24 protein-coding genes are annotated in these 25,594 nt (G+C 40.6%); 15 read left to right on the forward strand and 9 right to left on the reverse strand.

Annotated features, from left to right (window positions below; all coding sequences use genetic code 11):
* Positions 1-46: 46 nt before the first annotated feature.
* Genes ectB through thpD form a run of 3 tightly spaced genes read left to right on the forward strand, consistent with a single transcriptional unit; the run spans position 47 to position 2,684 of the window.
* On the forward strand, positions 47-1,366 hold the full coding sequence (ectB, locus tag ACF8D3_RS10580) for a diaminobutyrate--2-oxoglutarate transaminase (protein ID WP_392471453.1): 1,320 nt from the start codon (positions 47-49) through the stop codon (positions 1,364-1,366).
* The gene (locus ACF8D3_RS10585; RefSeq protein WP_004881729.1) at positions 1,363-1,776 is read left to right on the forward strand and encodes an ectoine synthase; all 414 of its coding nucleotides are present in this window, start codon (positions 1,363-1,365) and stop codon (positions 1,774-1,776) included. The genes ectB and ACF8D3_RS10585 overlap by 4 nt, the downstream gene beginning before the upstream one ends.
* A gap of 2 nt (positions 1,777-1,778) precedes the next feature.
* Complete coding sequence (gene thpD, locus ACF8D3_RS10590; protein WP_061396893.1) at positions 1,779-2,684, forward strand: ectoine hydroxylase; 906 nt, start codon at positions 1,779-1,781, stop codon at positions 2,682-2,684.
* Positions 2,685-2,721: 37 nt separating this feature from the next.
* Here thpD and ACF8D3_RS10595 read toward each other — a convergent pair whose 3' ends face one another.
* Together ACF8D3_RS10595 and ACF8D3_RS10600 are read right to left on the reverse strand one after the other, a co-directional pair.
* Positions 2,722-3,912 (reverse strand): MFS transporter, encoded by a 1,191-nt coding sequence (locus tag ACF8D3_RS10595; RefSeq protein WP_061396894.1) that lies wholly within the window; start codon positions 3,910-3,912, stop codon positions 2,722-2,724.
* A gap of 20 nt (positions 3,913-3,932) precedes the next feature.
* Positions 3,933-4,340 carry a RidA family protein gene (locus ACF8D3_RS10600; protein ID WP_392471456.1) on the reverse strand — a complete coding sequence of 136 codons (408 nt, stop codon included), beginning with the start codon at positions 4,338-4,340 and terminating at the stop codon, positions 3,933-3,935.
* A gap of 71 nt (positions 4,341-4,411) precedes the next feature.
* Here ACF8D3_RS10600 and soxR point away from each other — a divergent pair, with 71 nt between their 5' ends.
* The 4 genes from soxR (at position 4,412) to ACF8D3_RS10620 (ending at position 8,509) form a co-directional block, all read left to right on the forward strand.
* On the forward strand, positions 4,412-4,897 hold the full coding sequence (soxR, locus tag ACF8D3_RS10605; RefSeq protein ID WP_061518010.1) for a redox-sensitive transcriptional activator SoxR: 486 nt from the start codon (positions 4,412-4,414) through the stop codon (positions 4,895-4,897).
* Positions 4,898-5,588: 691 nt separating this feature from the next.
* Positions 5,589-6,716, forward strand: coding sequence for a Re/Si-specific NAD(P)(+) transhydrogenase subunit alpha (locus tag ACF8D3_RS10610; RefSeq protein WP_004881734.1), 1,128 nt, complete (start codon positions 5,589-5,591; stop codon positions 6,714-6,716).
* 11 nt (positions 6,717-6,727) lie between these two features.
* Positions 6,728-7,051 carry a proton-translocating transhydrogenase family protein gene (locus tag ACF8D3_RS10615; RefSeq protein ID WP_004881735.1) on the forward strand — a complete coding sequence of 108 codons (324 nt, stop codon included), beginning with the start codon at positions 6,728-6,730 and terminating at the stop codon, positions 7,049-7,051.
* 3 nt (positions 7,052-7,054) lie between these two features.
* Entirely contained in the window at positions 7,055-8,509 is a 1,455-nt protein-coding gene (locus ACF8D3_RS10620) for an NAD(P)(+) transhydrogenase (Re/Si-specific) subunit beta (RefSeq protein ID WP_392471457.1), read from the forward strand.
* A gap of 60 nt (positions 8,510-8,569) precedes the next feature.
* Here the strand turns inward: ACF8D3_RS10620 and ACF8D3_RS10625 are convergent, their stop codons facing one another.
* Positions 8,570-9,391, reverse strand: a complete 822-nt coding sequence (locus ACF8D3_RS10625; RefSeq protein WP_392471459.1) for an SDR family NAD(P)-dependent oxidoreductase — start codon at positions 9,389-9,391, stop codon at positions 8,570-8,572.
* 262 nt (positions 9,392-9,653) lie between these two features.
* Between ACF8D3_RS10625 and ACF8D3_RS10630 the strand changes: the two genes are divergently transcribed.
* Both ACF8D3_RS10630 and ACF8D3_RS10635 read left to right on the forward strand, forming a co-directional pair.
* Positions 9,654-10,976: an ammonium transporter gene (locus ACF8D3_RS10630; RefSeq protein ID WP_392471461.1), complete on the forward strand. Its 1,323-nt coding sequence runs from the start codon at positions 9,654-9,656 to the stop codon at positions 10,974-10,976.
* Between the two features lie 12 nt (positions 10,977-10,988).
* Positions 10,989-11,606, forward strand: a complete 618-nt coding sequence (locus ACF8D3_RS10635; protein ID WP_392471462.1) for a hypothetical protein — start codon at positions 10,989-10,991, stop codon at positions 11,604-11,606.
* Between the two features lie 44 nt (positions 11,607-11,650).
* On the opposite strand, the gene rsfS is transcribed toward ACF8D3_RS10635, so the two are convergent.
* From rsfS to ACF8D3_RS10660, 5 genes are all read right to left on the reverse strand, one after another.
* The gene (gene rsfS, locus ACF8D3_RS10640; protein WP_004881741.1) at positions 11,651-12,049 is read right to left on the reverse strand and encodes a ribosome silencing factor; all 399 of its coding nucleotides are present in this window, start codon (positions 12,047-12,049) and stop codon (positions 11,651-11,653) included.
* Between the two features lie 81 nt (positions 12,050-12,130).
* Positions 12,131-12,925: a hydroxypyruvate isomerase family protein gene (locus tag ACF8D3_RS10645; RefSeq protein ID WP_004881744.1), complete on the reverse strand. Its 795-nt coding sequence runs from the start codon at positions 12,923-12,925 to the stop codon at positions 12,131-12,133.
* 24 nt (positions 12,926-12,949) lie between these two features.
* The gene (locus ACF8D3_RS10650; protein ID WP_061392070.1) at positions 12,950-13,816 is read right to left on the reverse strand and encodes an NAD(P)-dependent oxidoreductase; all 867 of its coding nucleotides are present in this window, start codon (positions 13,814-13,816) and stop codon (positions 12,950-12,952) included.
* 156 nt (positions 13,817-13,972) lie between these two features.
* Complete coding sequence (locus tag ACF8D3_RS10655) at positions 13,973-14,761, reverse strand: crotonase/enoyl-CoA hydratase family protein (protein ID WP_392471463.1); 789 nt, start codon at positions 14,759-14,761, stop codon at positions 13,973-13,975.
* Positions 14,762-14,836: 75 nt separating this feature from the next.
* On the reverse strand, positions 14,837-17,647 hold the full coding sequence (locus ACF8D3_RS10660) for an ATP-binding protein (protein ID WP_392471464.1): 2,811 nt from the start codon (positions 17,645-17,647) through the stop codon (positions 14,837-14,839).
* A 148-nt stretch (positions 17,648-17,795) separates the two neighbouring features.
* Here ACF8D3_RS10660 and cysM point away from each other — a divergent pair, with 148 nt between their 5' ends.
* The 4 genes from cysM (at position 17,796) to ACF8D3_RS10680 (ending at position 23,402) form a co-directional block, all read left to right on the forward strand.
* Complete coding sequence (gene cysM, locus ACF8D3_RS10665) at positions 17,796-18,719, forward strand: cysteine synthase CysM (RefSeq protein ID WP_392471466.1); 924 nt, start codon at positions 17,796-17,798, stop codon at positions 18,717-18,719.
* A gap of 104 nt (positions 18,720-18,823) precedes the next feature.
* On the forward strand, positions 18,824-19,645 hold the full coding sequence (locus ACF8D3_RS10670; RefSeq protein WP_392471468.1) for a 3'-5' exonuclease: 822 nt from the start codon (positions 18,824-18,826) through the stop codon (positions 19,643-19,645).
* A gap of 9 nt (positions 19,646-19,654) precedes the next feature.
* A complete protein-coding gene (gene rlmD / locus ACF8D3_RS10675; protein WP_061392073.1) occupies positions 19,655-21,064 on the forward strand; it encodes a 23S rRNA (uracil(1939)-C(5))-methyltransferase RlmD in 1,410 nt (469 codons plus the stop codon).
* Between the two features lie 31 nt (positions 21,065-21,095).
* A complete protein-coding gene (locus ACF8D3_RS10680) occupies positions 21,096-23,402 on the forward strand; it encodes a bifunctional (p)ppGpp synthetase/guanosine-3',5'-bis(diphosphate) 3'-pyrophosphohydrolase (RefSeq protein WP_004881758.1) in 2,307 nt (768 codons plus the stop codon).
* Between the two features lie 33 nt (positions 23,403-23,435).
* Here the strand turns inward: ACF8D3_RS10680 and ACF8D3_RS10685 are convergent, their stop codons facing one another.
* Positions 23,436-24,212 carry an SDR family oxidoreductase gene (locus tag ACF8D3_RS10685; protein ID WP_392471469.1) on the reverse strand — a complete coding sequence of 259 codons (777 nt, stop codon included), beginning with the start codon at positions 24,210-24,212 and terminating at the stop codon, positions 23,436-23,438.
* A 97-nt stretch (positions 24,213-24,309) separates the two neighbouring features.
* Between ACF8D3_RS10685 and mazG the strand changes: the two genes are divergently transcribed.
* Both mazG and ACF8D3_RS10695 read left to right on the forward strand, forming a co-directional pair.
* Positions 24,310-25,116, forward strand: a complete 807-nt coding sequence (gene mazG / locus ACF8D3_RS10690) for a nucleoside triphosphate pyrophosphohydrolase (RefSeq protein WP_392471470.1) — start codon at positions 24,310-24,312, stop codon at positions 25,114-25,116.
* Positions 25,085-25,513: a ComEA family DNA-binding protein gene (locus ACF8D3_RS10695; RefSeq protein ID WP_004881764.1), complete on the forward strand. Its 429-nt coding sequence runs from the start codon at positions 25,085-25,087 to the stop codon at positions 25,511-25,513. The genes mazG and ACF8D3_RS10695 overlap by 32 nt, the downstream gene beginning before the upstream one ends.
* Positions 25,514-25,594: the final 81 nt, after the last annotated feature.

Raw genomic sequence — 25,594 nt, forward strand, 5'->3', positions numbered from 1 at the left:
CTTTAAAACGTTGATCTTGTTGTTTTACATTCACTCGGAGTGATTCATGAATATTTTCAGCCGATTAGAGTCTGAAGTACGCGGCTATATCCATTCTTTTCCTACAGTTTTTAAAACTGCAAAAAATGCAGTTTTAGTGGACGAGAAAAATAAGCACTACATCGACTTTTTGGCGGGTGCAGGCACATTAAACTATGGACATAACAATCCAGTCTTAAAGCAGGCTGCGATTGACTATCTGCTGGAAGATGGGATTGTGCATGGTTTGGATATGGCGACGTCTGCAAAGAAAGCGTTTATTGAGACTTTTGAGCAATACATCTTAAAGCCAAGAGCTTTGGATTATAAGTTGCAATTTACTGGTCCAACAGGGACTAATGCTGTTGAAGCTGCGATCAAACTCGCACGTAACGTGACTAAGCGACACAATATTATTGCTTTCACCAATGGCTTTCATGGTGTCAGCTTAGGTGCACTTTCACTTACAGGAAATCAGAAGTTTCGTGAAGCTGCTGGTGTTGAGTTGGGCAATGTTCATCATGCTGCTTATGCAGGCTATTTTGGTGATGACGTTGATACCATCGCGATGCTTGATAAGTTGCTCACAGATCGAAGTAGTGGTGTGGATTTACCTGCTGCGATTATTGTGGAATGTGTGCAAGGTGAAGGGGGGCTAAACACAGCAAGTATGCAATGGCTTAAAAAACTTTCGACCTTGTGTAAGCAGCACAAAATATTATTAATTGTGGATGATATCCAAGCAGGATGCGGTCGTTCTGGAAGCTTCTTTAGTTTTGAAAAAGCTGAGATTTACCCTGATATTGTGACTTTATCTAAATCACTATCAGGCTTTGGTTTGCCGATGTCTTTGGTGCTATTTAAGCCATCCTTAGATATTTGGAAATCGGGACAACATAACGGAACTTTCCGTGGTAATAATCTTGCATTTGTCACTGCAACCACAGCCATTCAAAAATTCTGGGCAGATCAAAAGTTCCAAACAGAATTGGCGCAAAAGTCTGAGTTGGTGAGCAGCCGCCTGAGACACATCGTGCAAAAATTTCCTGAAGCTGAACTCACACATCGTGGTCGTGGGTTGATGCAAGGCGTTGCCTTTAAAAATCCTGATTTGGCTGATGAGGTGACAACACAAGCGTTCAATCTAGGCTTAGTGATTGAAACCTCAGGTAGTCGTGGTGAAGTGGTGAAATTGCTTCCACCATTGACCATTGAGAATGAGACCTTAGAAAAAGGGATCGACCTGCTAACTCAGGCGATTGAGCAAGTTGTGCAAGATGATGCTCACGCTAAAACTTTGAGTACTCAAAGCAAATCTATGAATAAATTACAAGGAGCTGTTTCATGATCGTACGTCAACTACAAGATATCTTAAATACTGAGCGTGATGTGCAAACAGAAACTTGGGCAAGCCGCCGTCTATTGTTACAAGAAGATGGTATGGGCTTTTCAATGCATGAAACAACGATTTTTGCGGGCACACAAACCCATATTTGGTACAAAAATCATTTGGAAGCGGTGTATTGCGTACAAGGTGAGGGTGAGGTCGAACTGATCCCTTCTGGTGAAGTCTACAAAATTACACCAGGAACATTGTATGCCTTGAACAAAAATGACAATCACTATTTACGTGCAAAAACGGATTTAGTGTTGGTGTGTACCTTTAATCCTGCATTGGTTGGAACAGAAGTTCACGACAAAGATGGTGTTTATGCAACACCTGAACAAATGATGAAACAAGTGGAGGAGGAGGCTTAATCATGCAAATGAGTAATCCTTATCTAACTCGACGAAATGATTCGGCTGCAATTGTGGCGCGTGTTGATCCTGTGGTTTATGAAGAAAGCATCACACAAGGTGTATCCGAGCAGCAAAAGCAAGACTATGCCAAAAATGGTTTCTTACAGATAGATCACTTGTTTAGTGCAGAAGAAGTGAAATATTTGCTCGATGAATTGCATCAAATGAGGCAAGATTTTGCGGTGCAGCAACGTCCAGAAGCTATTATCGAAAGAGAAAGCCAAGAAGTACGTTCAATCTTTAACGTACATCGTTTGAATGACGTATTTAAAAACTTAGTTTCAGATGAACGTGTACTGAATGTTGCACGATCATTGCTTGGTAGCGAAGTTTATGTGCATCAGTCTCGTATCAACTATAAGCCGGGTCTGCACGGTAAAGAGTTCTTTTGGCATTCTGACTTTGAAACTTGGCATAGTGAAGATGGTATGCCGAGAATGCGCGCGTTGAGTTGTTCGATTTTATTGACAGATAATAGCGAACATAATGGGCCGTTATTGGTGATCCCGGGATCGCATAAGCATTATATTTCTTGCCAAGGTGAAACACCTGATGAGCACTATAAAAAGTCTTTGAAGAAGCAAGAATATGGTGTGCCAGATGGCAGTTTATTAGAGTATCTGGCTGATATGGGGGGTATTCACTCTTGCACAGGATTAGCTGGAAGCGTTGTGTTCTTCGATTGCAACCTTATGCATGGTTCAAATAGTAATATTACACCATTCTCTCGGAGCAATATTTTCTTTGTTTACAATAGTATTGACAATCAATTGCAACAACCTTTAGGCGGCATTAAGCCTCGACCTGAGTTTATTGCAGCCAGAGAAGATATAGATGCTATTCAACCCAATAACTTAGAACTTTAAGTCAAAAAAAGCCAAGTCTCAGGACTTGGCTTTTTATTTACTCGGTGATGGCTTTCGGCACAGTGAAATAACTATCTAAAAAGCTAAATAACATACAAGCAAACACAAGGCTAATTCCTGCTAGGCATGTCATGCTCCAACCGCCATGATTCCAAGCAAAAATACCTAAAGCAGAACCGCATGCACCACCTGTGAAATAGGCTGTCATATAAATGGCATTGATACGTGATTTTGCATCAGGACGTAAACGGAAAATAATACTTTGGTTACTGGTATGCACCAGTGCTAATGCTAACTGAATCAGTGCAAAACCAAGAATATAACTGATAAGGAATGTTTGACCGTAGTAGAAAAAGATCCAACTCAAAATAAATAATCCGCAACCGATCCAAGTTAAATTTTTGGTATAACCTTGGTCTGCATATTTACCAATATATTGAGTTGAAAGTGCACCAAAAATACCGACTAAAGTCACCATACCAATCAACAAATCAGGTAAGTGGTGTGCTGAACTCAGTAATAAAGCAATTGTAGAATATAAAATGCTGACTGCTGCAAAAGCGAATCCACCTGCAAGTGCGCGTAACACTAGGCGCTTTTCTTGTTTCAATAGCTGAGCCATAGAAACAAAAACTTGACCATAGTTCAGCTTCATACGCATTACATAAGGAAGTCGGCTTTTCAGTGCATAGGCCAAAATCAACATGAGTATTCCACTCACCACATAAATGACTTTCCAATGAAATAAATTCGAGAACAGTCCTGCCAGACTTGTAGAAAGTAAAATACCAACCAGTAAGCCACTCATCAGAAAGCCAACCACTTCACCTGTTTTTTCGGGTTGTACGGTCATGGTTGCAAGCGGGATGAGCACCTGTGCTGCAACAGAAAATAATCCTGCCATGATTGTACCAACCCACAGCATCGGGAGATTCACAGAGAATGCACTGATGAATAGACCGACTGCGCACAAAGCCATAAGCAATGGAATAAATTTGGTCTTATTCACCACATCACCCATCGGCACGATAAATAATAGTCCGAGTGCATAGGAGACTTGTGCAAAAGTCACGGTGAGAGCTGCTTGACCTTCGGTCACAGAAAAATACTGTTGGATTGAGTGAATCAAAGGTTGACTATAATAGTTGGCACCAGCACATAAACCACATGCTGCCGCCATAAACCAAAGCAAGGCTTTATTTTGACTAATATCTTCAGGAGCAGACATAAATTTTCTCTATAACTGATTTATGCGGTATATGCAGTTGCTTCGATTTCAATCAGCATACCGTCTAATGCTAAACGTGAGACAGGGATGAGCGTGCAAACAGGGAAGGCATGATGCTTCCATAAGCTTTGCATAATTTGAATCAAGGTCTGATGTTTTTCAGGATTATGATCAACAATTAAAATGCGTAAAACGGCAATATCGGTATGTTTTGCTTGAACTGAGCTAAGTGCATGTTGGATATTATAAAAGACTTGTTGAACCTGTTGGTCAAAATTTTCAGAAAGAACACCATTTTTATTTTCACCGCCTTGACCTGCAATATGAATGATGCGCTGATTGGAGTGTACAACTGCAATATGGCTATAACCGTTGCTACGTGGATTATAGAGTTCACTTGGATTTGTGATTTTAAATGCTTGATTCATAGCTCTACATCATTTTGAAATCTGAGTTATGTTAGTATCAAAGCTCAGGTTAACTAGAGGTCAAGCATATTTTGAAAAAAGAACATCCTCAGGCTTGGCTGACGATTGGTGAACTTGCAAAACGTAGCGGCGTCAGTGTACCGACAATTCGTTTTTATGAAGAAAAACAATTGATTTGGGGAATACGAACAGCTGGAAATCAGCGTCGCTATCAACGAGCGATGCTCAGACGAATCGCAATTGTGAAAGCAGCACAGCAGGTTGGTATTAGTCTACAGCAGATAAAAACCACGTTTAGTTCATTACCTAAACAGCAGGTTGCGACGAAAAGAGACTGGCAGCAGATGTCACAGCAATGGCAGGGACAACTTGATCAACAGATTATGATGTTGTTACAACTTCGCCAGCAGCTCGATCAATGTATTGGATGTGGCTGTCTTTCTTTAGATCAATGTCCACTGAGAAATCCTGATGACTGTTTAGCAGAGGAGGCAATGGGAGCACATTTTCAAGAAATTTTATTTATGCTCAATCAAAAGAAAGAAGAAGTTGAATAGAGAATAAATAATACGCACCAATATTGTGCATTTATCTTGGTTTTGTTGGACGAAATCATACAAATATCACTTGAAAAAATGCCATTTTAAGTTTTTACATTTCTTTTTTACTTTTTATTTGGATTCGACTGAAAGTATGGGTAAAGATAACTTTACCTTAAATAGTAGCTCGATTTATTAATAAGAAATGCTTAGCTCTATGTCGCCGAAAAGACCAATAAAAGTTCAAATAAGCCAATCCCTCCTAACAACTGCATGATTATGATGCGAAAACAGCCCTTGAATCTGTTGCGATGCAAACGACCAGCTAAAGACAAATAGAAGGATTTAGTTTGAAAGTATCTTCAATACAGATGAAATAAAGGTTTATTTAATAAATGTCGCTTGTATCTTTCTTGCTAGAAAGAAAAGAGTAGAACGATGCATGGATCGATATCGAGAATGATCAGAATTTCATATTAAGACAATATGAATGAATTGGTTTTGCTGATCAAAAGGCAAACCTGCGGATCATACAAGTTTGAATAAGAAAAGTGAATCATCAGTTCAAAATATAGGTATTTATTAAATAAATATTGGGTGGAATTTTAAAAAAGTTCCATTAGAATCCAAATTTCTACAAAGAATACTCCTGGGGGAAACATTGCGAGTCGCGATGTTTACTTAAGAACAACTAGCTTGAGGAACGCTCATGCAGATCGGAATCCCAACCGAAACTGTCGCAGGTGAAAGCCGCGTAGCTGCTACACCAGAGACAGTTAAAAAGTTGATTAACGCAGGTCATAGCGTTGTCATTGAACGTGGTGCTGGTGTTAAAGCTGCGTATATTGACAGTGCTTATGAACAAGTTGGCGCAACCATTACGGACGATGCATATACAGGTAGCCAAATTATTTTGAAAGTACGCGCCCCTAAAGGCGAAGAAATTCAAAAACTTGCGGCGAATACTACTGTAGTAGCAATGTTTGACCCTTACCGCAATTCAGAATTAGACCAATTCGCTGCTCAGCAAGTGAATGCTTTTGCTTTGGAGTTACTTCCTCGTACGCTTTCACGCGCACAAAACATGGACGTACTTTCATCTCAAGCAAACTTGGCAGGTTATAAATCTGTATTGCTTGCTGCGGCTGAATATCAACGTATGTTCCCAATGTTAATGACGGCTGCGGGTACTGTAAAACCTGCACGTGTTGTGATCATGGGTGTTGGTGTTGCTGGTCTGCAAGCAATTGCAACAGCAAAACGCCTTGGTGCGGTTGTTGAAGCAACTGACTTACGTCCAACAGCAAAAGAGCAGGTTGAGTCTTTAGGTGGCAAATGGTTAGACGTACCAATGTCCGATGAAGAAAAGCAACGTGCTGCTGAAGCGGCTAAAAGTGGATATGGTTGGCAGCCAGGTGAACAATACATTAAAGATCAAGCTGCGATTGTAGATAAAGCGGTATCAAATGCAGATATCGTGATCACGACTGCGTTGATTCCAGGTCGTAATGCGCCACGTTTAATCAAAGCTGAAACTGTTGCCAAGATGAAACCAGGTTCTGTCATTTTAGATATGGCAGTTGAAACTGGCGGTAACGTTGAAGGCTCTAAAGAAGGCGAGACCGTTACAACTGAAAATGGCGTGAAGATTTTGGGTATTCCAAACATTCCAGGCACAGTTGCAACTGAAGCATCTGCATTGTACGCACGTAACGTATTTAACTTTGTTGAGACATTATTCGACAAAGAAAAAGGTTTTGTACTCAATCAAGAAGATGAAATCCAAAAAGCGTTACTCGTGACTCATGGCGGTCAAGTACTGCTCAAGCGCGGTTAAGGAGAGTTCTCATGGTTGAAACGATTACAATTTTCGTCCTTGCCATCTTCGTAGGTTATTACGTTGTTTGGGGTGTAACACCTGCATTGCATACGCCATTAATGGCGGTTACGAATGCATTGTCTTCAATCATTATCGTTGGAGCAATGATTCAAACTGTAGGTATGCCTGCGATTGGTGTTGATGCAAACGTTGCTTTCCAAAGCGTAAACGTTGTAAGCATTTTGGGTGCAGTTGCTGTGTTCTTGGCAAGTATCAACATTTTTGGTGGCTTTGCTGTAACTGCTCGTATGCTTGAAATGTTCAAGCCGAAGCAAAAGAAAAAAGAGGGCTAATTGATGGAATTTATTCGAGACTATGCGGATTGGTTCTACCTTGTTGGTGCAGTCCTCTTTATCTTAACGTTGCGTGGTTTGTCAGGTCCTAAGACTGCGATTCAAGGTAACCGTTACGGTATGATCGCAATGACTATTGCGGTAATCACCACATTCTTCGTTGCAGAACATCCTGTTGTTTGGATGATCGTTGGTGCGATGGTGTTGGGTGGTATTGTTGGTATCGCGCGTGCGAGAACGGTTCCAATGACGCAAATGCCTGAAACAGTTGCGTTGATGCACTCATTAGTTGGTTTGGCTGCGGTATTGATTGCGATTGCTGCAATTCTGCATAACAACCAATTAACAGTATTGTTTGAACAAAACGAAGCTGCTTTAAGTGCTGCTGGTGTTCAGCATGCTCACATGAGTGCGGTTCATTTATTTGAATTGTTTGTCGGCTGTTTCGTTGGTGCGATTACCTTTACAGCATCTGTATTTGCTTACGGTAAACTTGCTGCGAAAAAATGGGCAAAAACGATTTCTGGTGCATGGGTTAAACCTGTTCAAGCAACGATTTTCATTGCAATGCTTGCATGTGGTTTCTACTTCTTCACGACAGGTAACATGACTGCATTCTGGGCAATGACAGCGCTTGCACTTGCATTCGGTTGGGTTTGGATTGCACCAGTAGGTGGTGGTGATATGCCAGTTGTGGTATCACTTCTTAACTCATTCTCTGGTTGGGCTGCGGCAGGTATTGGTTTCACACTTGAAAACAATATGTTGATCGTTGCGGGTTCACTAGTAGGTTCTTCGGGTGCAATTCTTTCTTACATTATGTGTAAGGCAATGAACCGTTCAATCATCAACGTATTGTTTGGTGGTGCGATGGGGGGGGCTACAGTTGCAACAGCAGACAAGGGTGCTCAAGTTCAACGTAATCACCGTTCTGGTTCAGCAGATGACGCAGGCTTCTTGATGTCAAATGCAGACAGCGTTGTGATCGTACCAGGTTATGGTATGGCACAAGGTCGTGCACAGAATGCGGTAAAAGAATTATGTGAAATCTTGAAAGAGCAAGGTGTAAAAGTACGCTTCGCGATTCACCCAGTTGCAGGTCGTATGCCTGGTCACATGAACGTATTACTTGCTGAAGCTGATGTAGCGTATGAAGACATCTTGGAAATGGATGAGATCAACTCTGACTTCCCAGCAACTGATGTTGTATTGGTTATCGGTGCGAATGACGTTGTTAACCCAGCGGCAAAAGATGATCCAAGCTCACCAATCTATGGTATGCCGATTCTTGAAGCGCATAAAGCTCGTACGATCATGGTAATCAAACGTTCTATGGCAACAGGTTATGCTGGCTTAGACAATGACTTGTTCTACAATGAAAAAACTATGATGATCTTCGGTGATGCGAAGAAAGTTGTTGAAGATATGACTAAAGCAATCAATGGTGGTGGTCACTAATCTGACCTCCTATCAGGATTGATGAAGCCACCCTTGGGTGGCTTTTTTATTGCAGATAATTTAAAGATATTTTTCTACTAGGTTCATTGATTCTTCATAAAGATCTTGAGCGAGCTGTTGATTTTTAGCATGAGATGATTTCCAGTCAGGCATATGAGCACTCACATATTCACCATTTCGGTTTGCCCAAGAATCACCAGTCGCCATTTCTGTAATGAGCTTTGCTGGAACAGAGGTTGGGACTAAACCTAATTTCATGATTTTATAAACAGGCTTTGGTAATTCACGATAAATATCTGACGCAACACCACCAGGATGCAGCGCATTATTGGTGATTGTGCTATTGGTTAACCGTTCCGCAAGTGCGTTGCTGAATAGTAGGTTAGCAAGTTTAGATTGACCATAATAAAACAGCGGATTGTAAAAACCTTCTGCGCGAAACTTATTAGGTTTAATCGAACCAGCCCAGTGCGCAATTGATGCTAGGTGTACAATTCGAGCTTTTGGCGCTTGTTCTAAAGTAGGAATCAATTTGTGTGTAAGCAAAAAATGCCCAAGATAGTTCACGCCAAACTGTTGTTCAAAGCCATCTTGGGTAAACTGTTTGGTCTTGGCGAAGAGTCCTGCATTATTAATCAAAACATCTAAGCTACCATATCGGTCGGCGATTTCATCTGCTGCTTGGGCTGTTGCATCGAGACTATTGAGGTCGAGTTGAACAGTATCAACTTTACCTTGTCCTAATGCAAGAAGACGATTTTGTGCTGCTTTCGCTTTTTCTGTATTGCGACAAGCGAGGATGACATGCTGTCCTTGTTTCACTAATTGCTCAGCGGTGGCAAACCCAATACCCGTGTTTGCACCTGTAATTAGCACTTTCATTTTTTACTCCTGAGATACTTTTTATTCGTCGAATTCCAAAACGGTTCTATAGTGCGTTAATTTTGACAATTTGTCATGTCAAAACTTATTGCAAGCGGATAGATGGTTAAATAAGTTAGATAAAATCCTTTAATAATCAACATGTGCTTTCACAGCTTTTTTTATGATGAATAAAAATAAATCAATGAATTTTTGAGAAGAAGTTGTTTTGATCTTGGCATTCTCTTTGCATTGAATTGCTTGATCTTTTTAGGGGAATTCTATGAAAAGTATAATTTTAATTTTGCCATTTTTATTATTTCTCTCATCGCAGGCTTCAGCAGAACCTGTGCAAAATATTCAGGAAATTCGCATTTCATTAGACAGTGTTTGGGTGGTTGTTGGGGGGATACTAGTCTTTTTTATGCAAGCTGGATTTGCTCTGATTGAAAGTGGGTCTGTACGTAGTAAAAACACCGTGAATGTGCTCATGAAAAACTATATGGACATGTGTATCGGGGGATTGGTTTTTTGGCTGTTTGGTTTTGGTTTGATGTTTGGGCTTAATCAAACAGGTTGGGTGGGCTTAAGTCATTTTATGCCTGATGCCTTAGATGATTGGCATTGGAATCTTCTGTTTTTCCAAATGATGTTTGCGGCTACAGCGACAACGATTGCGAGTGGTGCGATGGCTGAACGCATTCATTTCATGGCTTATGTGGTAAGCGCAATTATTGTCAGTGGTGTGATTTATCCAATATTCGGTAGTTGGGCTTGGGGTGGCTTGTTTGGTGGTGATGGTTGGTTAAAAGAGCTTGGTTTTATTGATTTTGCAGGTTCAACGGTTGTTCATTCTATCGGTGGTTGGGTGGCATTGGCTGGAATTATTATCTTAGGGCCACGCCTAGGAAGATTTGGACGTAAGGGACAAAGCCACTTTTTAGCGGGGCATAACTTACCTTTAGTTGCGCTTGGTGGATTTATTTTATGGTTTGCTTGGTTTGGTTTTAATGCAGCTTCGACTGTTTCTGCAAGAGTCAGTATTGGGCGAATTGCTTTGAATACGCATCTGGCAGCTTGTGCTGCTGCTGCGACTTATATGATTCTTGCATTAATTCAATCTAAAGCCGTACTGATTCGTTACACCATTAATGCATCATTAGCTGGATTGGTTGCGATCACGGCTGGATGCGCAACCATGTCTCCATTGTATGCAGTGATTACAGGGGCTTTTGCAGGTTTGTTAATTACATTTGTTCCGCAGCTTTTAGAAAAAATGCAGTTGGATGATGTGGTGGATGCTGTCGCCGTTCATGGTGTTTGTGGCGCATGGGGAACCATTGCAGCGGGGATTTTCTTGGAAAGTAATCCATTTAATTTGAATGTAATCGGTGTGCAAGCACTGGGTGTTGGTGCGGCATTTATTTGGGGTTTTGGAGTTGCATTTATCATGTTCAAAGTACTGGATAAAGTTCTCGGTGGACTTCGAGTGTCACAACAGCATGAACAACGCGGTTTAGACTATACCGAGCATGCGGAGCTGTCTTATCCAGAGTTCCAGCGTGATTTAACGTTTGAAACTGACAACATTACTCATCGTCACTAAGAGGCGTTTGTTATGGCTGAATTAACCATTGAACAAAAGAAATTAGCAGTAGAGAAAGGCTTGGCTCAGTTTATGCCTGATACCGTTTTACAACGTGTTTTGCAATATTGGGAAAGTGAATATGGCAATCAACCTTCTTTTGTTTTAAATCGTTTTCTGAGTGAGATTTGCACCAATGATGAGATGCGTCTACAGCGCAAAGATATGTTACGACAAGTATTGCATGAAATATCTGTAGTAGAAAAGCAGCAACGCTTAAAAGTTAAAAATGACAAAAGCGTTGCTGTTCCAAAGCAAGGGGAGGTGGTCGTTGACTCATTTCAGGCATTCTATGATTTTGTCATGGCGATTTTAAAATCTGTGGCTCGAAATGATTATCTAGAGTTTGTTGAAGAAATACAGCTCAAAATGAAGAAACATCGATCGCTTGCGGATTATTGGTATGTCGTTGGTTCTGAGAGAGAGTCTTTGCAACAGTTCTCACCACAAAATTATGCACCGATGATTACCGTACTTTATGCAATCTATTGTGACTTTTATGGTCCGATCAAAGCTGATCAGCTCTATGCGCTGATTAAAAATGATATCAAGCAACGCTATCCTGAGGTAGATGTAAAACAGTTTTTGTAGGCATAAAAAAGCGACCGATTCGGTCGCTTTTTTTGAGCTAATTTTTAAGCTACAGATTCTGGTGCACGCCATAAGCTTTCTAAGTCATAAAACTTACGCGCAGTAGGTAACATTACATGTACAACGACATAACCTAGATCGATTAAGATCCACTCAGCATCACGTTCACCTTCGACACCCAGTGGGCGGAAGCCTGCTTTACGTGCTTCATCAGCAACATTATCAGCAAGTGCTTTGACATGACGAGTTGAAGTACCGCTTGCGATTACAATCGCATCGGCAACATTGCTAATAGAACTTACATCAAGTTCTAAGATATCTTTGGCTTTTACATCAGTAAGGGCTTCATGTACAACTTTTAAACAAGCATGTACATCTTTGTTGGATGTTTTGATTTTTAGGTCGTGAGAATTAGAAGCGCTGGGCGATGGTTCTAAATTCATAGAGGGTATATTTTCCTGACAATTGCTCATTGTCAAATATACCGTTTTTCTCTATGGAATTCAAATTTCAGCAGTAACAGTTTATGTATTCACATCATTTGAAAAATACTTATTTTTCCATGCAAAAGATTGATCTGATTGGGTTTTTGGTCTGTATTCAGCTGCGATTAGACCTTGGTAATCACTTTGCAATAACCAGTCAAAGATCTGCTTGTATGGGATATTTCCAGTATCTGGCTCATTACGATTTGGGCAATCTGCAAATTGAATATGCCCAATTTGATGCAAATTTTCTTGCAAACCTGTCAGAACATCTTCACCCATCATTGCCATATGATAGCAATCGTATTGCATTTTCAGTTTTGGATGATTAACAGCTTCAAGCATTTCTTGAGCTTGTGCAATATTTTGTACCAAAAAGCGGGGCATATCTGTGCCATTGATCATTTCAATAACAGGTTCAATGCCTTGTTCTGTGAGCATATGGCAAGCAAGTTTAAGGTTGTTTGAAAGCGTGTTTAGGCAAGGCAGTAAATCAGCATCCAAGGGCTGTTTGCCTGCGAGGATGTTTACACGAGGTACATTGAGTGCATTTGCATATTCGATTGCAAGCTCTAAGGCATGATGAAACTCAAGCTCTCTTCCGGGTACACCCGCTAGTCCATTTCCGCCTTGCATGAGGTCGCCTGCTGGTACGTTGATCAAACCAAGCGATAAATTATATTGTTCGAGTTGAGTGCGTATATCCGAAATATCAAGCTCATAGGGGAACTGTATTTCTACGTGTTGGAATCCATGTGCGTGGGCTAAAGCAAAACGTTCAATTAACGGTACTTCAGTAAAAATCATGGATAAGTTGATGGCAAGTTGGCTCATTTTCAAACTCCCTGATTTCATAAATTATTGTTCTATATATTGAATGATAGTAGCTAAATCATTCTCAGCAAAGCCATTTTCTTGGTGGGCTTGTAACTGTTGTAGAGCTTTTTGTGCAACAGGAATGTTTAAGTTAAAACCTTTGGCAAGTTGAACAGCATTATTTAAATCTTTAGAGAGGGTTTGTACTTTCCATTGCACGGGTTCAAAGATATGAGTTGCCATGCGTGGTGCAAGAATTTGAAAGGGTTTTGAGTCAGCGAAACCGCCTGCTAGTGCTGGAGCAAGTAATGTGGTATCGACACCAGCTTGATCGGCAAGTGCAACGGCTTCAGCAATTAAGGTACTATTTGCTGCCACGATTAACTGATTACAAATTTTGGTGGCTTGGCCAGTTCCAGATTCACCCATACGAGTGACACGTTGGGAAAGTACATCGTAAATAGGATTGAGACGTTGAATTGCCTCAGCATTTCCACCCGCAAAGATCACCAAAGTGCCTTGTTCTGCACCGAGTGTTCCACCTGAAACAGGGGAGTCAATCCATGTGACTTGTTGCTCTTGACTTGCTTGGGCAAGTTCGAGCGTCGCCGCTACGGAGAGGCTGGAAAAATCTACAATGATTTGATTGGGTTGTAAGTAGGATTCAATTTGGGCAAAAACACTTTGTACAGCTTTATCATCGGCAAGACAGGTTAAGATCACGGGATATTTTGCGATTTCATCAAGTTCGAGTGCGAGTGCACCTTCTTGAATGAGCGGGTCGCAAGCATGTTGGCTACGATTCCATACAGCAACAGTATAGCCAGCTTTTAAAAGACGACTGGTCATCCTTGTGCCCATTAAGCCCATTCCTAAGAAGGCGATAGGGGTTTGTTGGTCGATTTTCATGCTGTTTGCCTATGCTTTGTTCTTGTCCTAAAGAAGTCTCGCAGAGTTGATGCGCTATTGCTAGTCAACCTTTACTGAATTAAGGGTTAGCTTGGAAAAGTGAGCTGTTGAATATTAGGTAATCCATTCCTATTTTTATAGGAATGGATTTTTTGTTTATTTGTATTGGCGTGGGAGAAATTGCACTTCAGGGTTTTTATCCTTTTTACGTGCAAGTCCGCTATTTTTACCTAACAGCAGTTTAAGTTGCCACAGCTTTTCTAAGCGTAAAGCTTTCTCTGGTTGGTGTTCCATTGCATCAAGTACACGTTTCGCTGCCATAATGGCATCTGGAGAGCGTTGAAGCATTTCTTGAGCAATCGTATTTGCTTTTGCTAATGGATCATTATCCAAATGCGTCACCAGACCAATTTCTTTAGCGTATTCAGCATCAAAGATACGTGCAGTGAGCGTAAGTTCTTTGGCTAAGTCAACACCAATAAGGCCTTTCAATGAACGAGTTAAGCCCATATCTGGCACTAAGCCCCAACGACTTTCCATAATCGACATCTGAGTATTCGGTGTTGCAATCCGAATGTCAGCAGCAAGTGCGAGTTGCATACCCGCACCAAAGCAATAGCCTTCGATTGCCGCAATCACTGGAATCGGCAGATTTTGCCAAATCAAGAATGCTTTTTGGAATAGGCTTTGTCCTGGTTTGATCAGTTCCCATGCGGCAAATACTGTATTTTTTGGATTGTTTAAATCAGAAAGGTCGATGCCAGCACTAAAGACATTTGCTTCACCCGTTAAAATGACACAGCGAATTGAACGATCTTTTTCAATTTTCTTTGCAGTCGCAACCAATTCTTTCAGTAAAGCAAAGCTCATTGCATTACGTTTATCTGGACGATTTAAAGAGACTGTTGCGATTCCATTGTTCTTTTCAACGCGTAAAAGTGCCATCTGCCTTACTCTTATTGTGTTTGATGAGGCAGCATAGCATGAGTCCTAATCGCGAAACATGACACATCAGTCACATTAATTTTCATTAGCATATAGCACGAGGTTTGCTGCCTGTCTGACTTGTTCAATCGCAAAATTCAACTCATTAAAACGATGATTGGTTTCATTAATGAATATCTCATCTGCTTTACGGCGTTCTTTGCGTAAGGTTGAAACAAATTGCTCAAATTCACCCGCAACACGTTGCAAAGTTGGTGTTCCGACATAACGAGTAGCACCATATAAGCGATGTAGTACATGCTCTAATTGAGGGAAGTCTTCAAGTTCGATCAGTTGTTGCATTTCAGTGAGTTCACCCTCAAAGCTGTCAACTAACATTCGCAATAAATCTTGGGCAAGGTCTTCTTTATTTGCTGCAAGCTGGACACTTTGCTGCCAATTTAGAATTTGTGGATCAATTGATTCGATTGGGTGTTTTTGCTCTGTGGCGATGGGTTGAGCGATAAAATTATTCTTAGTCCAATGGGTAAGAATTTGAATGATCTGCTCCATTTGGATTGGTTTTGTTACATAATCATTCATGCCTACTTTTAATAGTTTTTGTTTCTCATCAGCAAGCGCATGGGCTGTAAGCGCAATAATTGGCAGTTGCATGCCTGTATCTAAAGTCGACTCTAATGAACGTATTGCACGGGTGGTATCAATCCCAGACATAACTGGCATTTGAATATCCATAAAGACTAAGTCAAATGGCGGAAGATTTTGTTCGATACGTTCTTGAATAATATCAATCGCTTTTTGACCGCTCAGCGCTTTGGTAGTCGTGACATTCAATTCACCTAATAACGCTTCGAGTACGATCAGGTTTGGTAGATGATCATCTACTGCAAGGATGTGTAACCCTTGACCATTAAAGTCTTCTGGCTCTTGTTCGAAGATGGGTTGATTGCCCAACAACTGCACTAATTCACGACGGCTTAATGGTTGATACAGTGGGCGGGCGCGGTATTCATTCAGCATGTTTGGCTCAAGACTCATTTGATAGCCATAAACTGCTAAATTGCCACTATAACGTTGGCGGATTTCTTTGAGTAATGCTTCAGTATCACCACTATGGTCGACGATCAGCCAAGTGCTTTCTTGTTGATTTAGATGATTTAATCGACTAAATAAATCTAATATCGACTGCGTTTCGATATGTGAAACATGATAATTTTCTAAATACGAGCGTAGCACGCTTGCAGTTGCAGGGTGAGCCAAATAAGACACCACTTGCAAATGATCAAAATGTGGATGCTCTACAAAGTCATGCTCTTCTTCAACTTTAAATAGGGCTGTGAACCAGAAAGTTGAACCTTTATCCGTTGGCGCACGATCTTGGTTATCCTCGAAGCCAATTTGACCATGCATTAAGTGTACAAGTTGCTTAGAAATAGCTAAGCCGAGTCCTGTACCACCGAATTGACGAGTGACGGAAGCATCACCTTGAGAGAAAGATTCAAATAAACGTTTGCGGTCTGTGCCACTTAGACCGATACCACTATCCTGTACGCTGAAATGTAGTAAACATTGGCCAATGTCATCATCTTCCATACGGACACGAACAATGATTTCGCCGTCTGGTGTAAATTTGATGGCATTAGAAATAAGGTTGGTGAGAATTTGCTTAAAACGTAACGCATCGCCAATCACATGCTGAGGGATGTTTTCAGCATAGTAGAATGCCATGTTGATATGTTTCTGCGCTGCTAGAGGAGAGAGCATATCCATCACATCAAAGATGGCTTCCTCAAGATCAAAAGGTGCGGTTTCGAGTTCTAATTTTCCTGCATCAATTTTAGAAAAATCCAATACATCATTGATCAATGCTAATAGGTGAGCAGAAGATTTACGAATCGTTTGTAGATAGAGATTTTGCTCATTACTTAAATTTTGTTGACGCAATAATAAGTGAATAAAGCCATCAATACTGTTCAGTGGTGTTCTTAGTTCATGGCTGATATTGGCCAAAAATACTGATTTTGATTGGTTTGATGAAATCGCTTGGTCACGTGCTTGACGATAAGTAATGTTCTGAACTTCTAAGGTATCTAAAGTACGGCGTAAATCTTCTTCCGTTTGTTCTGTATGTTCTTTTAATTCTAAAAAGCTAAAGTGCAGACGCTTCACGACATTGGCAATATCTCTTTGCAGTAGGCGTAACTCACCTGTGCTATTGACGACAATATGTTGATCTAAAGTATCTGCATTAAGGCGCTGCATTTGCATACGAATTTCGTAGAGTGGTGCTAACCAGCGACGTGAGAATACATTTAAACAAAATAATAAAATAAGAAGTGTGATTAAGCCTGTCACAACTAAAGAAAGTAAAATTTTATAGCGTGCCAGCTCAAGCGGTTGGTTATCTAGCTCAATCAAGAGCCAAACAGAGTTGGGATTGCCAATATCTAGTTTTGAGCCATAGATACTGTTGTGATTATGTTTGATTGGCCCAAAGAAATTACTGTTGTTTGGAAAGCTTGGCCAGAAGCGGTTATTTTGATAACCAACACTGAGATAAGTTTGACCTTTGTTGTCGATTAAAACCGCACGTTGCAGATTCTTTTCATCAAACATTTTTTGCAGAATGTTTTGCGCACGATCATATTGATCTGGGCGTTCTTGCACGAGTCGGAGTAAATCAGTTGCCGTTTGGTGATAGCGCGCTAAAATTGCTGAAGCATCAGAACGTTGCTGTTGTTTTGCTGCATTTGTTGTTTCAGATAAAACCCAAAGTGTCCCCACGCTCGTCAAAATGGCAATCGGCACTAAAATCAGTGCAATCAGTTGTCCGTAAGCATGATTGAGCCGTAATCGTTTCGATAAAGTTTTATTGAAATTGGACATAGTGCGGTCAGATTTATCATTCTGCAAAACATCTTAGCACGCTTTAATAACAGCGAGGTATTTAGCAGCCAATAAAAAGCATATTGAAAAGGTGCAGTATTTCGGTTTTTTTCATACAATAGACGCCACCTTAATATCGGTGTCGATCATGACGAATACGCAAACTGATTTTCTAGCAGACGAATTTTTACTCGACTATTATGTTGGTAAAAGCCCACTGGTGCGTTTACAGCGTTTAGCAAGTCATACAAGCGCAACGGTATTAGCAAAATTAGAAGGCAATAACCCTGCTGGTTCCGTGAAAGATCGTCCAGCGTATAACATGATTATTCAAGCCGAAAAGCGTGGTCAAATTCAGCCTGGCGATACCTTGATTGAAGCAACCAGTGGTAATACAGGGATTGCACTCGCTATGGTCGCAGCGATGCGTGGCTATAAAATGAAATTGATTATGCCAAATAATATGAGTCAAGAGCGTAAAGACGCAATGTTGGCTTATGGCGCAGAATTAATAGAAGTGACGCAGCAACAAGGTATGGAAGGTGCACGTGACCTTGCCATGCAAATGCAAGCAGAAGGCAAAGGGTATGTGCTCAATCAGTTTGGTAATCCAGACAATGTAGAAGCTCATTATCTGACTACAGGTCCTGAAATTTGGAAACAAACAGGCGGAAAGATTACCCATTTTGTGAGTTCAATGGGAACTACGGGTACAATCATGGGTGTTTCCAAATACTTAAAAGAACAAAATCCAGAGATTCAGATTGTTGGTTTGCAACCTTCAGATGGTTCAAGTATTGCTGGTATTCGCCGTTGGCCTGAAGAATATTTACCAACGATTTTTGATCGCAGTCGTGTCGATCGTATTATTGATATTCCGCAAATTGAAGCTGAACGTGCTATGCGTCAACTGGCGCGTAAAGAAGGCATTAGCGCAGGTACTTCTTCAGGTGGTGCGGTTTGGGCTTCATTGCGTATTGCGGAAGAAAATCCTGATGCGGTCATTGTTTGTATCATTTGTGATCGTGGTGATCGTTATCTATCAACGGGATTATTCTCCGTACAAGATTAGAATCTCCCTTGCGGAGCTATACCGCTACTCATCTCGTTAATAAAGAGAAAAAGAGGGAGCTTGGGTAGCAATGCTACTAAGAAGTGATTTAATGAGATTTTAATATGAGCTTACGGTTTCCAATTTTAGTTTTTGATATTGAAACGCTAACTGATTTAAAAGCTGGCGCTCATTTATATCATCTTGATCTACCTGAAGCTGATGTTGAGCAAGCGCTGACTAAAATTCGTCGTCAAGAATCTGGGATGGATTTTCAGCGTCTTCCATTACATGAGATCGTTTGTATCTCAGGTTTATGGATCGATGAAAAAGGGTTTAGATTATTCTCTTTTAGCCAAGAGCAAAATTCTGAAGCTGAAATGCTGGCAAAGTTCTTGTCTATTTTTGATAAGAAGCAGCCAACGCTCGTGAGTTGGAATGGTTCGCAATTTGATTTGCCTGTGATTCTATTCAGAGCAATGTATCACGGTCTGTCAGCACCGAATCTTTTTGACCAAGGTGAAATTGATAACCAGAAGCGCTTCAATAACTATCAAAATCGTTATCATCATCGTCATGTTGACTTGATGGATGTGATGGCAATGTTTAATGGTCGTAATTTCCAAAAATTAGATGATATTGCTTGTCTTCTGGGCTTTCCAGGGAAGCGTGGCGAATCGGGTTATCATGTGCCTGAATATGTACGAACTGAACAATGGTTAAAATTAACGAGCTATTGTGAGGGTGATGTACTTAATACATGGTTGGTTTACTTACGTTGGTTATTACTGAAAGGTCAACTGAATCAACAAGATCATCAACAGCTTATGCAAGCAACGATTGATTATTTACAAACTCAAACGCAACAATCTGATTTTTTACAGGTATGGCAACAAACATCGCAATATACTGTATTCACCGCTCAAACTTTTGCGCCCCAAATTTAGGTTCATCTTTTGAAACATAAAGCGAAACATCGACCAGTCCAAAATCCTATTTATACCTTTCAGATCGAAGCATTTTCGCACGAGGGGCGAGGGATTGCGCATTATGGTACTCATCCTGATCATCCTAAAGAAAAGCATGGTAAGAAAGTTTTCATTCGCTACGCTTTAGTTGGTGAAACGGTTCAGGCGAAAGTAACACATCAGACCAGTCGACTTGAAGAAGCTGAGATGGTGAAATTAGAAAGTGAACCAGCAGCCTCGCGGATTGACCCCATTTGTCAGCATTTTGGGACTTGTGGTGGTTGTAGTTTGCAACATATAGATCCAATTGAGCAGATTCGTTTAAAGCAAAATGTTTTGCAGTCGCATTTGCAGCACTTTGCAGGTTTGCAACCTGAACAATGGTTAGAGCCAATTCGCGCAACTAAAACAGACTATCGTCGTCGTGCAAGAATTGGTGTTCGTTATATTGCGAAGCAGAATCGATTGGTGATGGGTTTTCGTGAACATCACAGTAATCATTTAACTGCGATTCAGCAATGCAAAGTACTTGATCAAACTTTGTCTGATGCGTTGCCAGAGTTGCGAAAATTACTCGAAAGTCTAACAGGCAAAGCGCATATTGGTCATATAGAATTAGCCATGGGCGACAATGAGGTTGCGTTATTAATTCGTCACTTAGATGAATTAAATGTGTCGGATGTCAACCAATTGCGTCAATTTTCGTTACTCAGAGGGTGGCAGTTATACTTTCAACCGAAAGGTATAGAGAGTTTACATCGCGTTGATGATTCTCAGGCTGAGATGCGTTTGCACTACAGTTTGGACGATTTTGCAGTCAAATTTGCGTTCTCTCCACTCGATTTTACTCAGGTAAATAGTGAAGTAAATGCAAGAATGGTTCATTTGGCATGTGAATTGCTTAATTTACAAGAAGGTGAAAGGGTTCTTGATCTATTTTGTGGATTAGGTAATTTTTCTTTACCTTTAGCACGTTGTGTTGGTGAGACTGGTCAAGTCGTTGGTGTTGAGGCGAGTGATGAGATGGTACATAGAGCAACTGAGAATGCGAAAGCAAACCAGTGCACTCAAGCCGTGTTCTTTTCACAAGATTTAACAAAAGACTTTTCGCATCATTCTTGGGCGAAGCAAGGATTTGATGCATTATTAATTGATCCTCCACGATCAGGTGCTTTTGAGGTTATGCAATATGTACCGAATTTTGGAGCGAAAAGAATCGTTTATGTTTCATGTAACCCATCTACACTGGCAAGGGATGCAGGTGTACTGGCACAATATGGCTATCAGCTCAAAAAAGCCGCAGTGATGGACATGTTTACGCATACTGAACATGTTGAATCTATTGCCTTATTTGAAAAAAATGAGCAGCTTGAAAAGATCGAAGAGATAAACGATTAGAAAATGAGTTACATATCCAGAGGAGAATGGTATGGTCACAGTACGTGAGCAGTTACCTGGACCGCTCCATGAGTTGTCCGAGGAAACGACTGTAGAACATGCCGCTGAAGCGCAAAGTGGTCTAGTGTCTTGGCTAGATCGAGTGCGTGATATCTTGGAAGGGGCGGAGCTAAAGCAGCTTGAAAAAGTTGCGCAGCTTACCTTGGAAAGAGAGTTGGAATCCACGGTTAATCATCGTACCAATACCTTTAGTACAGGGATTGGCATGGCAGATATTTTGGCGCATTTACATGTCGATGAAGATACATTGTCAGCGGCAGTGTTATATCGTAGTGTACGTGAAGGGTTCATTACTTTAGAGGATATTCAAGCGCATTTTGGCGAGCAAGTTTTAAGCCTTGTAAAAGGTACGCTTGCGATGGGTAAACTGTCTGAGTTAATTGAAAAGAACAAACGATTAGAAGATCATTTCAATAATAATCAACGAGAGCATTTAAGCGGCATTTATAAAATGCTGATTTCGGTCACAGAAGATGTACGCGTTGTTTTAATCAAATTGGCAGAACGAACCTATGCACTGCGTGAACTTGCAACAGCAAGTAAAGAACGTCAAGAGCGCGTTGCACGTGAAATTCTGACCATCTACTCGCCACTGGCGCATCGATTAGGCATTGCACAACTTAAGTGGGAGCTTGAAGATCTTGCATTCCGTTATTTAGCGCCTGAACGTTATAAAGAAATTGCATCGTTACTTAATGAAAAACGTTTAGAGCGTGAGCAATATATCCAGTTTGTGATTGATAAGCTTAAAAATGAATTAAGTGAAAATGACATCCAATCTGAAATAACAGGACGAGTGAAGCACATTTATTCGATTTATCGAAAAATGAAAAGCAAGAATCTGAGCTTTGATCAGCTCTATGATATTCGTGCGGTTCGCGTGCTCGTGAAAAATGTACCTGATTGTTATCATGCTTTGGGCATCGTGCACCAAATCTGGCGTCATATTCCGAACCAGTTTGATGATTATGTCACCAATCCAAAAGCCAATGGCTATCGCTCATTGCATACGGCTGTAATTGCTGAAAATAAATCTTTGGAAGTACAAATCCGTACTTTTGAGATGCACGATGAGGCTGAGCTTGGCGTTTGCTCTCACTTCAATTATAAAGAAGGTGAGAAAAATACAGACCATTCATTTAACCATCGTTTGCATTCTTTACGTGCAGTTCTTGAACACTATCAAGAACGCACAGAGACAACGCCACATGCTGAAGATGAAGAGTCAAATGGTATAGATCAGATTCAAGATTTTGAAAATTTTGAAAAGATTTATGTGTTCAGCCGTGATGGTGACATCAAAGAATTACCACGCGGTTCGACAGTTCTTGATTTTGCCTATCATGTGCATACAGAAGTGGGTAATAAGTGTTACGCTGCGCGTGTCAACCAACGTTATGTACCATTAACCTATACGCTTAAAACAGGTGAGCAGGTTGAGATTTTAACCAAGAAAGATCGTGAGCCAAATCGTGATTGGTTGGTAAATTCTTTAGGTTATATCAAAACAGCCCGTGCACGTGACAAGCTACGTCATTGGTTCAGACAACAAGATCGCAGTAAGAATATAGAAGTTGGGCGTGAGCTGTTAAACAAAGAACTTGCTCGTTTAGCGATTCACCCAAAAAGTATTGATCTAAAAGATTATTGCTCACATTTTAATTTTAAATCTGGCGATGATATTTTAGTTGCGTTGGTCAGTGGTGATATCAGTCTGCATGCGTTGATTAATCAAGTTAATCGTCAGATGCATTTGGATCAAGATGAGCCAGAACTTGTTTTAAAACCTGCGTTAAATCCTCGTGCTAGTCATACGTTATCTGCGCATGGCATTTTAATTGATGGTTTGGATAACGTTGAACTACATATTGCTCAGTGCTGTCAACCAGTACATGGTGAGTCGATTGGTGGTTATATTACGTTGAATCGTGGTGTAAGCATTCATAAAGTTGCTTGTCCTGATTATATTCGCATGACGACACAAGAACCTGAGCGAGCTGTTGAAGCGGATTGGGAAATGCAGCCAACGCGTGGTCAGAGTGTACAAATCGTGGTGGAAGCATATGATCGCCGCGGTTTACTCAAAGACTTAACGCAAGTGATCTTCTCCGATCAAATTAATATCCGTCAGGTCAATACCATTTCTGAAGCAGATGGGATTGCCAATATGAAATTGTTGATCGAAGTGAAAGGCTTGGCTCAATTATCTCGCTTGCTTGCTCGTTTAGAACAGCAACCCGGAATTATTAGCGCAAGACGCTTGGTTCAGGGAAGTTAACAAAAAAGCTGCATGTAAATGCAGCTTTTTTTATTATGAACGTTTCGATAAGAAAATATTGGTGAGTCGATTTAAGAACTGTGGGCTAATACTCGACAATTGATACATCAGCTTAGTTTTGATACCTACAGGGGTATGTGTAGGAATCAGGGCATGATCTTTTTGTTGTGCCAAATGCAGCACCTGCTTCGCCACATCGGCAGGGGTTAAATCCACACCAATATTTTGAATGCTCCCTGCATCCATATTTTTCACCATATTGGTTTGTACAAATAAAGGCATAACATCGAGTACACGAATATGATGTTTTTGCCATTCCACATCAAGGGCTTCGGTTAAACCACGCACTGCAAACTTGCTTGCGGAATAAGAGGCCAAATCTGCTTGACCATAAATAGCAGAAGCTGAGGAGAGGTTGATTACTCGTGCAAAACTAGCTTCTTTCAGATGAGCTAAAGCTGTATGACAACCATTTAAAACACCTTTGATATTAATATCTACTGTGCGGTGATGAGATTGGATCGTCGTATTTTCAAATGGCCCTGAATATAAAATTCCTGCATTATTCACTAAAATATTGAGTTCACCAGCCCAGTTTTTAAACTCCTGAAGTGCGATCTGCCATTGGCGATAATTACTGACATCAAGATAACCTGCTTTTGCATCTGTACCGAGTTCTGTTGCTAAGGCTTGGGCTTGTTCCTCATTAATGTCATAGATCCCTACTTTATAGCCATTTTTGTGAAATAAACGCGCGATTTCAGCACCAATTCCTTGTGCAGCCCCACTAATAAAAACACTATGTTGCATTACTTTCCCTTACTTTATATTGATACTTCTTGAGTGCGTGTATATTACGCATATGCGGCTTTAAGCTGCAACAATTTGCTTTAGTTTGGAGTCGATCATGGAAAAATTATTAAATATCATGCAAGAGTTAAGACAAAAATGTCCATGGGATCAACAACAAACACCAAGTAGTTTGACGCGTTATGCGATAGAGGAAGCTTATGAGGTGGAAGCTGCGATTCGAGTCGGTGATCTCGATGAAATCCGTAATGAATTGGGCGATTTACTTTTACAGGTTGTATTCCAATCTCAGATGTATAGTGAGCAGGGCGCTTTTAATTTTCAAGATGTCGTTGAGGCGATTAGTGAAAAGTTGATTCGCCGCCATCCTCACGTTTTCCAAGCAGAACAATATCAAAATTTAAATCCCGAACAAGTCAGTGAATTATGGAAGCAAATCAAGCAACAAGAAAAACAAGGTAAAGCACAATCTCGATTAGATGAAGTCAAACATGCGCCAGCCTTAGTACAAGCTCAGGAAATACAAAAGAAAGCTGCGCAACTGGGTTTTGATTTTGAAACAGTAGAAGATGCTTATGGAAAGTTAGATGAAGAGTTAGGTGAGTTGCAGCACGCGATAAAAGCACAAAAAGCCGATGAAATCGAAGAAGAATTTGGTGATTGCCTATTTTCTTTGATTAATGTTGGACGTAAACTTGGCCTGTCGAGTGAGACCGCATTGTTAGCAACGATTCATAAATTTAGAAGCCGTTTCGCTTTTATAGAACAACAAGCACAACGACAACATAAAGACTTGCAAGAAATGAGTTTGGCAGAGATGGATGAACTTTGGGAGCAAGCAAAAGTACAATTAAAACATCAGGGGACATCGAATGAATTTGCCGCAGCTACGCAGCAAACCTAATTTTTTATTCATCATTGTTTTATGGTTGGGATGTTTTTCTCAAGTGTATGCACAACAGTTTGATCAATCCTATGAAAAGTGGAAAGCGCAGCAGCAAGCACGAGATCAGCAATTGGCAAAACAACCCAACAATAATTATTATTTATCTAGACCAAGCCAACAGCAAACAAATAAACAACTTTCATCTTCTGTAAATATTTCAGGCGATAAAATTAGTTTAAATCAAGCGAACTTAGCACAATTGCAAAGTCTAAGTGGTGTTGGGGCAAAAAAGGCACAAGCTATTATGGAATATCGCCAAAAGAATGGTGGTTTTAAAACGATTGATGAACTGGTAAATGTCAAAGGAATTGGGCCGAAATTGCTTGAAAAGAATAAAGCTCGACTCATTTTATAAGAGAAAAAATGAAATGCTGTTGCTAATCATGGCTGCTGATCTGTTGAAACTTCAACAGAATAAATTGCCCTTTGTGAGCGT

The sequence above is a fragment of the Acinetobacter sp. YQ_14 genome, assembly GCF_043102985.1.
Classification (GTDB): Bacteria; Pseudomonadota; Gammaproteobacteria; order Pseudomonadales; family Moraxellaceae; genus Acinetobacter; species Acinetobacter venetianus.

Coding starts and splice junctions, on each gene's coding strand:
- ectB (WP_392471453.1), top strand. CDS start 47: ATGAATATTTTCAGCCGATTAGAGTCTGAAGTACGCGGCTATATCCAT.
- ACF8D3_RS10585 (WP_004881729.1), top strand. CDS start 1,363: ATGATCGTACGTCAACTACAAGATATCTTAAATACTGAGCGTGATGTG.
- thpD (WP_061396893.1), top strand. CDS start 1,779: ATGCAAATGAGTAATCCTTATCTAACTCGACGAAATGATTCGGCTGCA.
- ACF8D3_RS10595 (WP_061396894.1), bottom strand. CDS start 3,912: ATGTCTGCTCCTGAAGATATTAGTCAAAATAAAGCCTTGCTTTGGTTT.
- ACF8D3_RS10600 (WP_392471456.1), bottom strand. CDS start 4,340: ATGAATCAAGCATTTAAAATCACAAATCCAAGTGAACTCTATAATCCA.
- ACF8D3_RS10610 (WP_004881734.1), top strand. CDS start 5,589: ATGCAGATCGGAATCCCAACCGAAACTGTCGCAGGTGAAAGCCGCGTA.
- ACF8D3_RS10615 (WP_004881735.1), top strand. CDS start 6,728: ATGGTTGAAACGATTACAATTTTCGTCCTTGCCATCTTCGTAGGTTAT.
- ACF8D3_RS10620 (WP_392471457.1), top strand. CDS start 7,055: ATGGAATTTATTCGAGACTATGCGGATTGGTTCTACCTTGTTGGTGCA.
- ACF8D3_RS10625 (WP_392471459.1), bottom strand. CDS start 9,391: ATGAAAGTGCTAATTACAGGTGCAAACACGGGTATTGGGTTTGCCACC.
- ACF8D3_RS10630 (WP_392471461.1), top strand. CDS start 9,654: ATGAAAAGTATAATTTTAATTTTGCCATTTTTATTATTTCTCTCATCG.
- ACF8D3_RS10635 (WP_392471462.1), top strand. CDS start 10,989: ATGGCTGAATTAACCATTGAACAAAAGAAATTAGCAGTAGAGAAAGGC.
- rsfS (WP_004881741.1), bottom strand. CDS start 12,049: ATGAATTTAGAACCATCGCCCAGCGCTTCTAATTCTCACGACCTAAAA.
- ACF8D3_RS10645 (WP_004881744.1), bottom strand. CDS start 12,925: ATGAGCCAACTTGCCATCAACTTATCCATGATTTTTACTGAAGTACCG.
- ACF8D3_RS10650 (WP_061392070.1), bottom strand. CDS start 13,816: ATGAAAATCGACCAACAAACCCCTATCGCCTTCTTAGGAATGGGCTTA.
- ACF8D3_RS10655 (WP_392471463.1), bottom strand. CDS start 14,761: ATGGCACTTTTACGCGTTGAAAAGAACAATGGAATCGCAACAGTCTCT.
- ACF8D3_RS10660 (WP_392471464.1), bottom strand. CDS start 17,647: ATGTCCAATTTCAATAAAACTTTATCGAAACGATTACGGCTCAATCAT.
- cysM (WP_392471466.1), top strand. CDS start 17,796: ATGACGAATACGCAAACTGATTTTCTAGCAGACGAATTTTTACTCGAC.
- ACF8D3_RS10670 (WP_392471468.1), top strand. CDS start 18,824: ATGAGCTTACGGTTTCCAATTTTAGTTTTTGATATTGAAACGCTAACT.
- ACF8D3_RS10680 (WP_004881758.1), top strand. CDS start 21,096: ATGGTCACAGTACGTGAGCAGTTACCTGGACCGCTCCATGAGTTGTCC.
- ACF8D3_RS10685 (WP_392471469.1), bottom strand. CDS start 24,212: ATGCAACATAGTGTTTTTATTAGTGGGGCTGCACAAGGAATTGGTGCT.
- mazG (WP_392471470.1), top strand. CDS start 24,310: ATGGAAAAATTATTAAATATCATGCAAGAGTTAAGACAAAAATGTCCA.
- ACF8D3_RS10695 (WP_004881764.1), top strand. CDS start 25,085: ATGAATTTGCCGCAGCTACGCAGCAAACCTAATTTTTTATTCATCATT.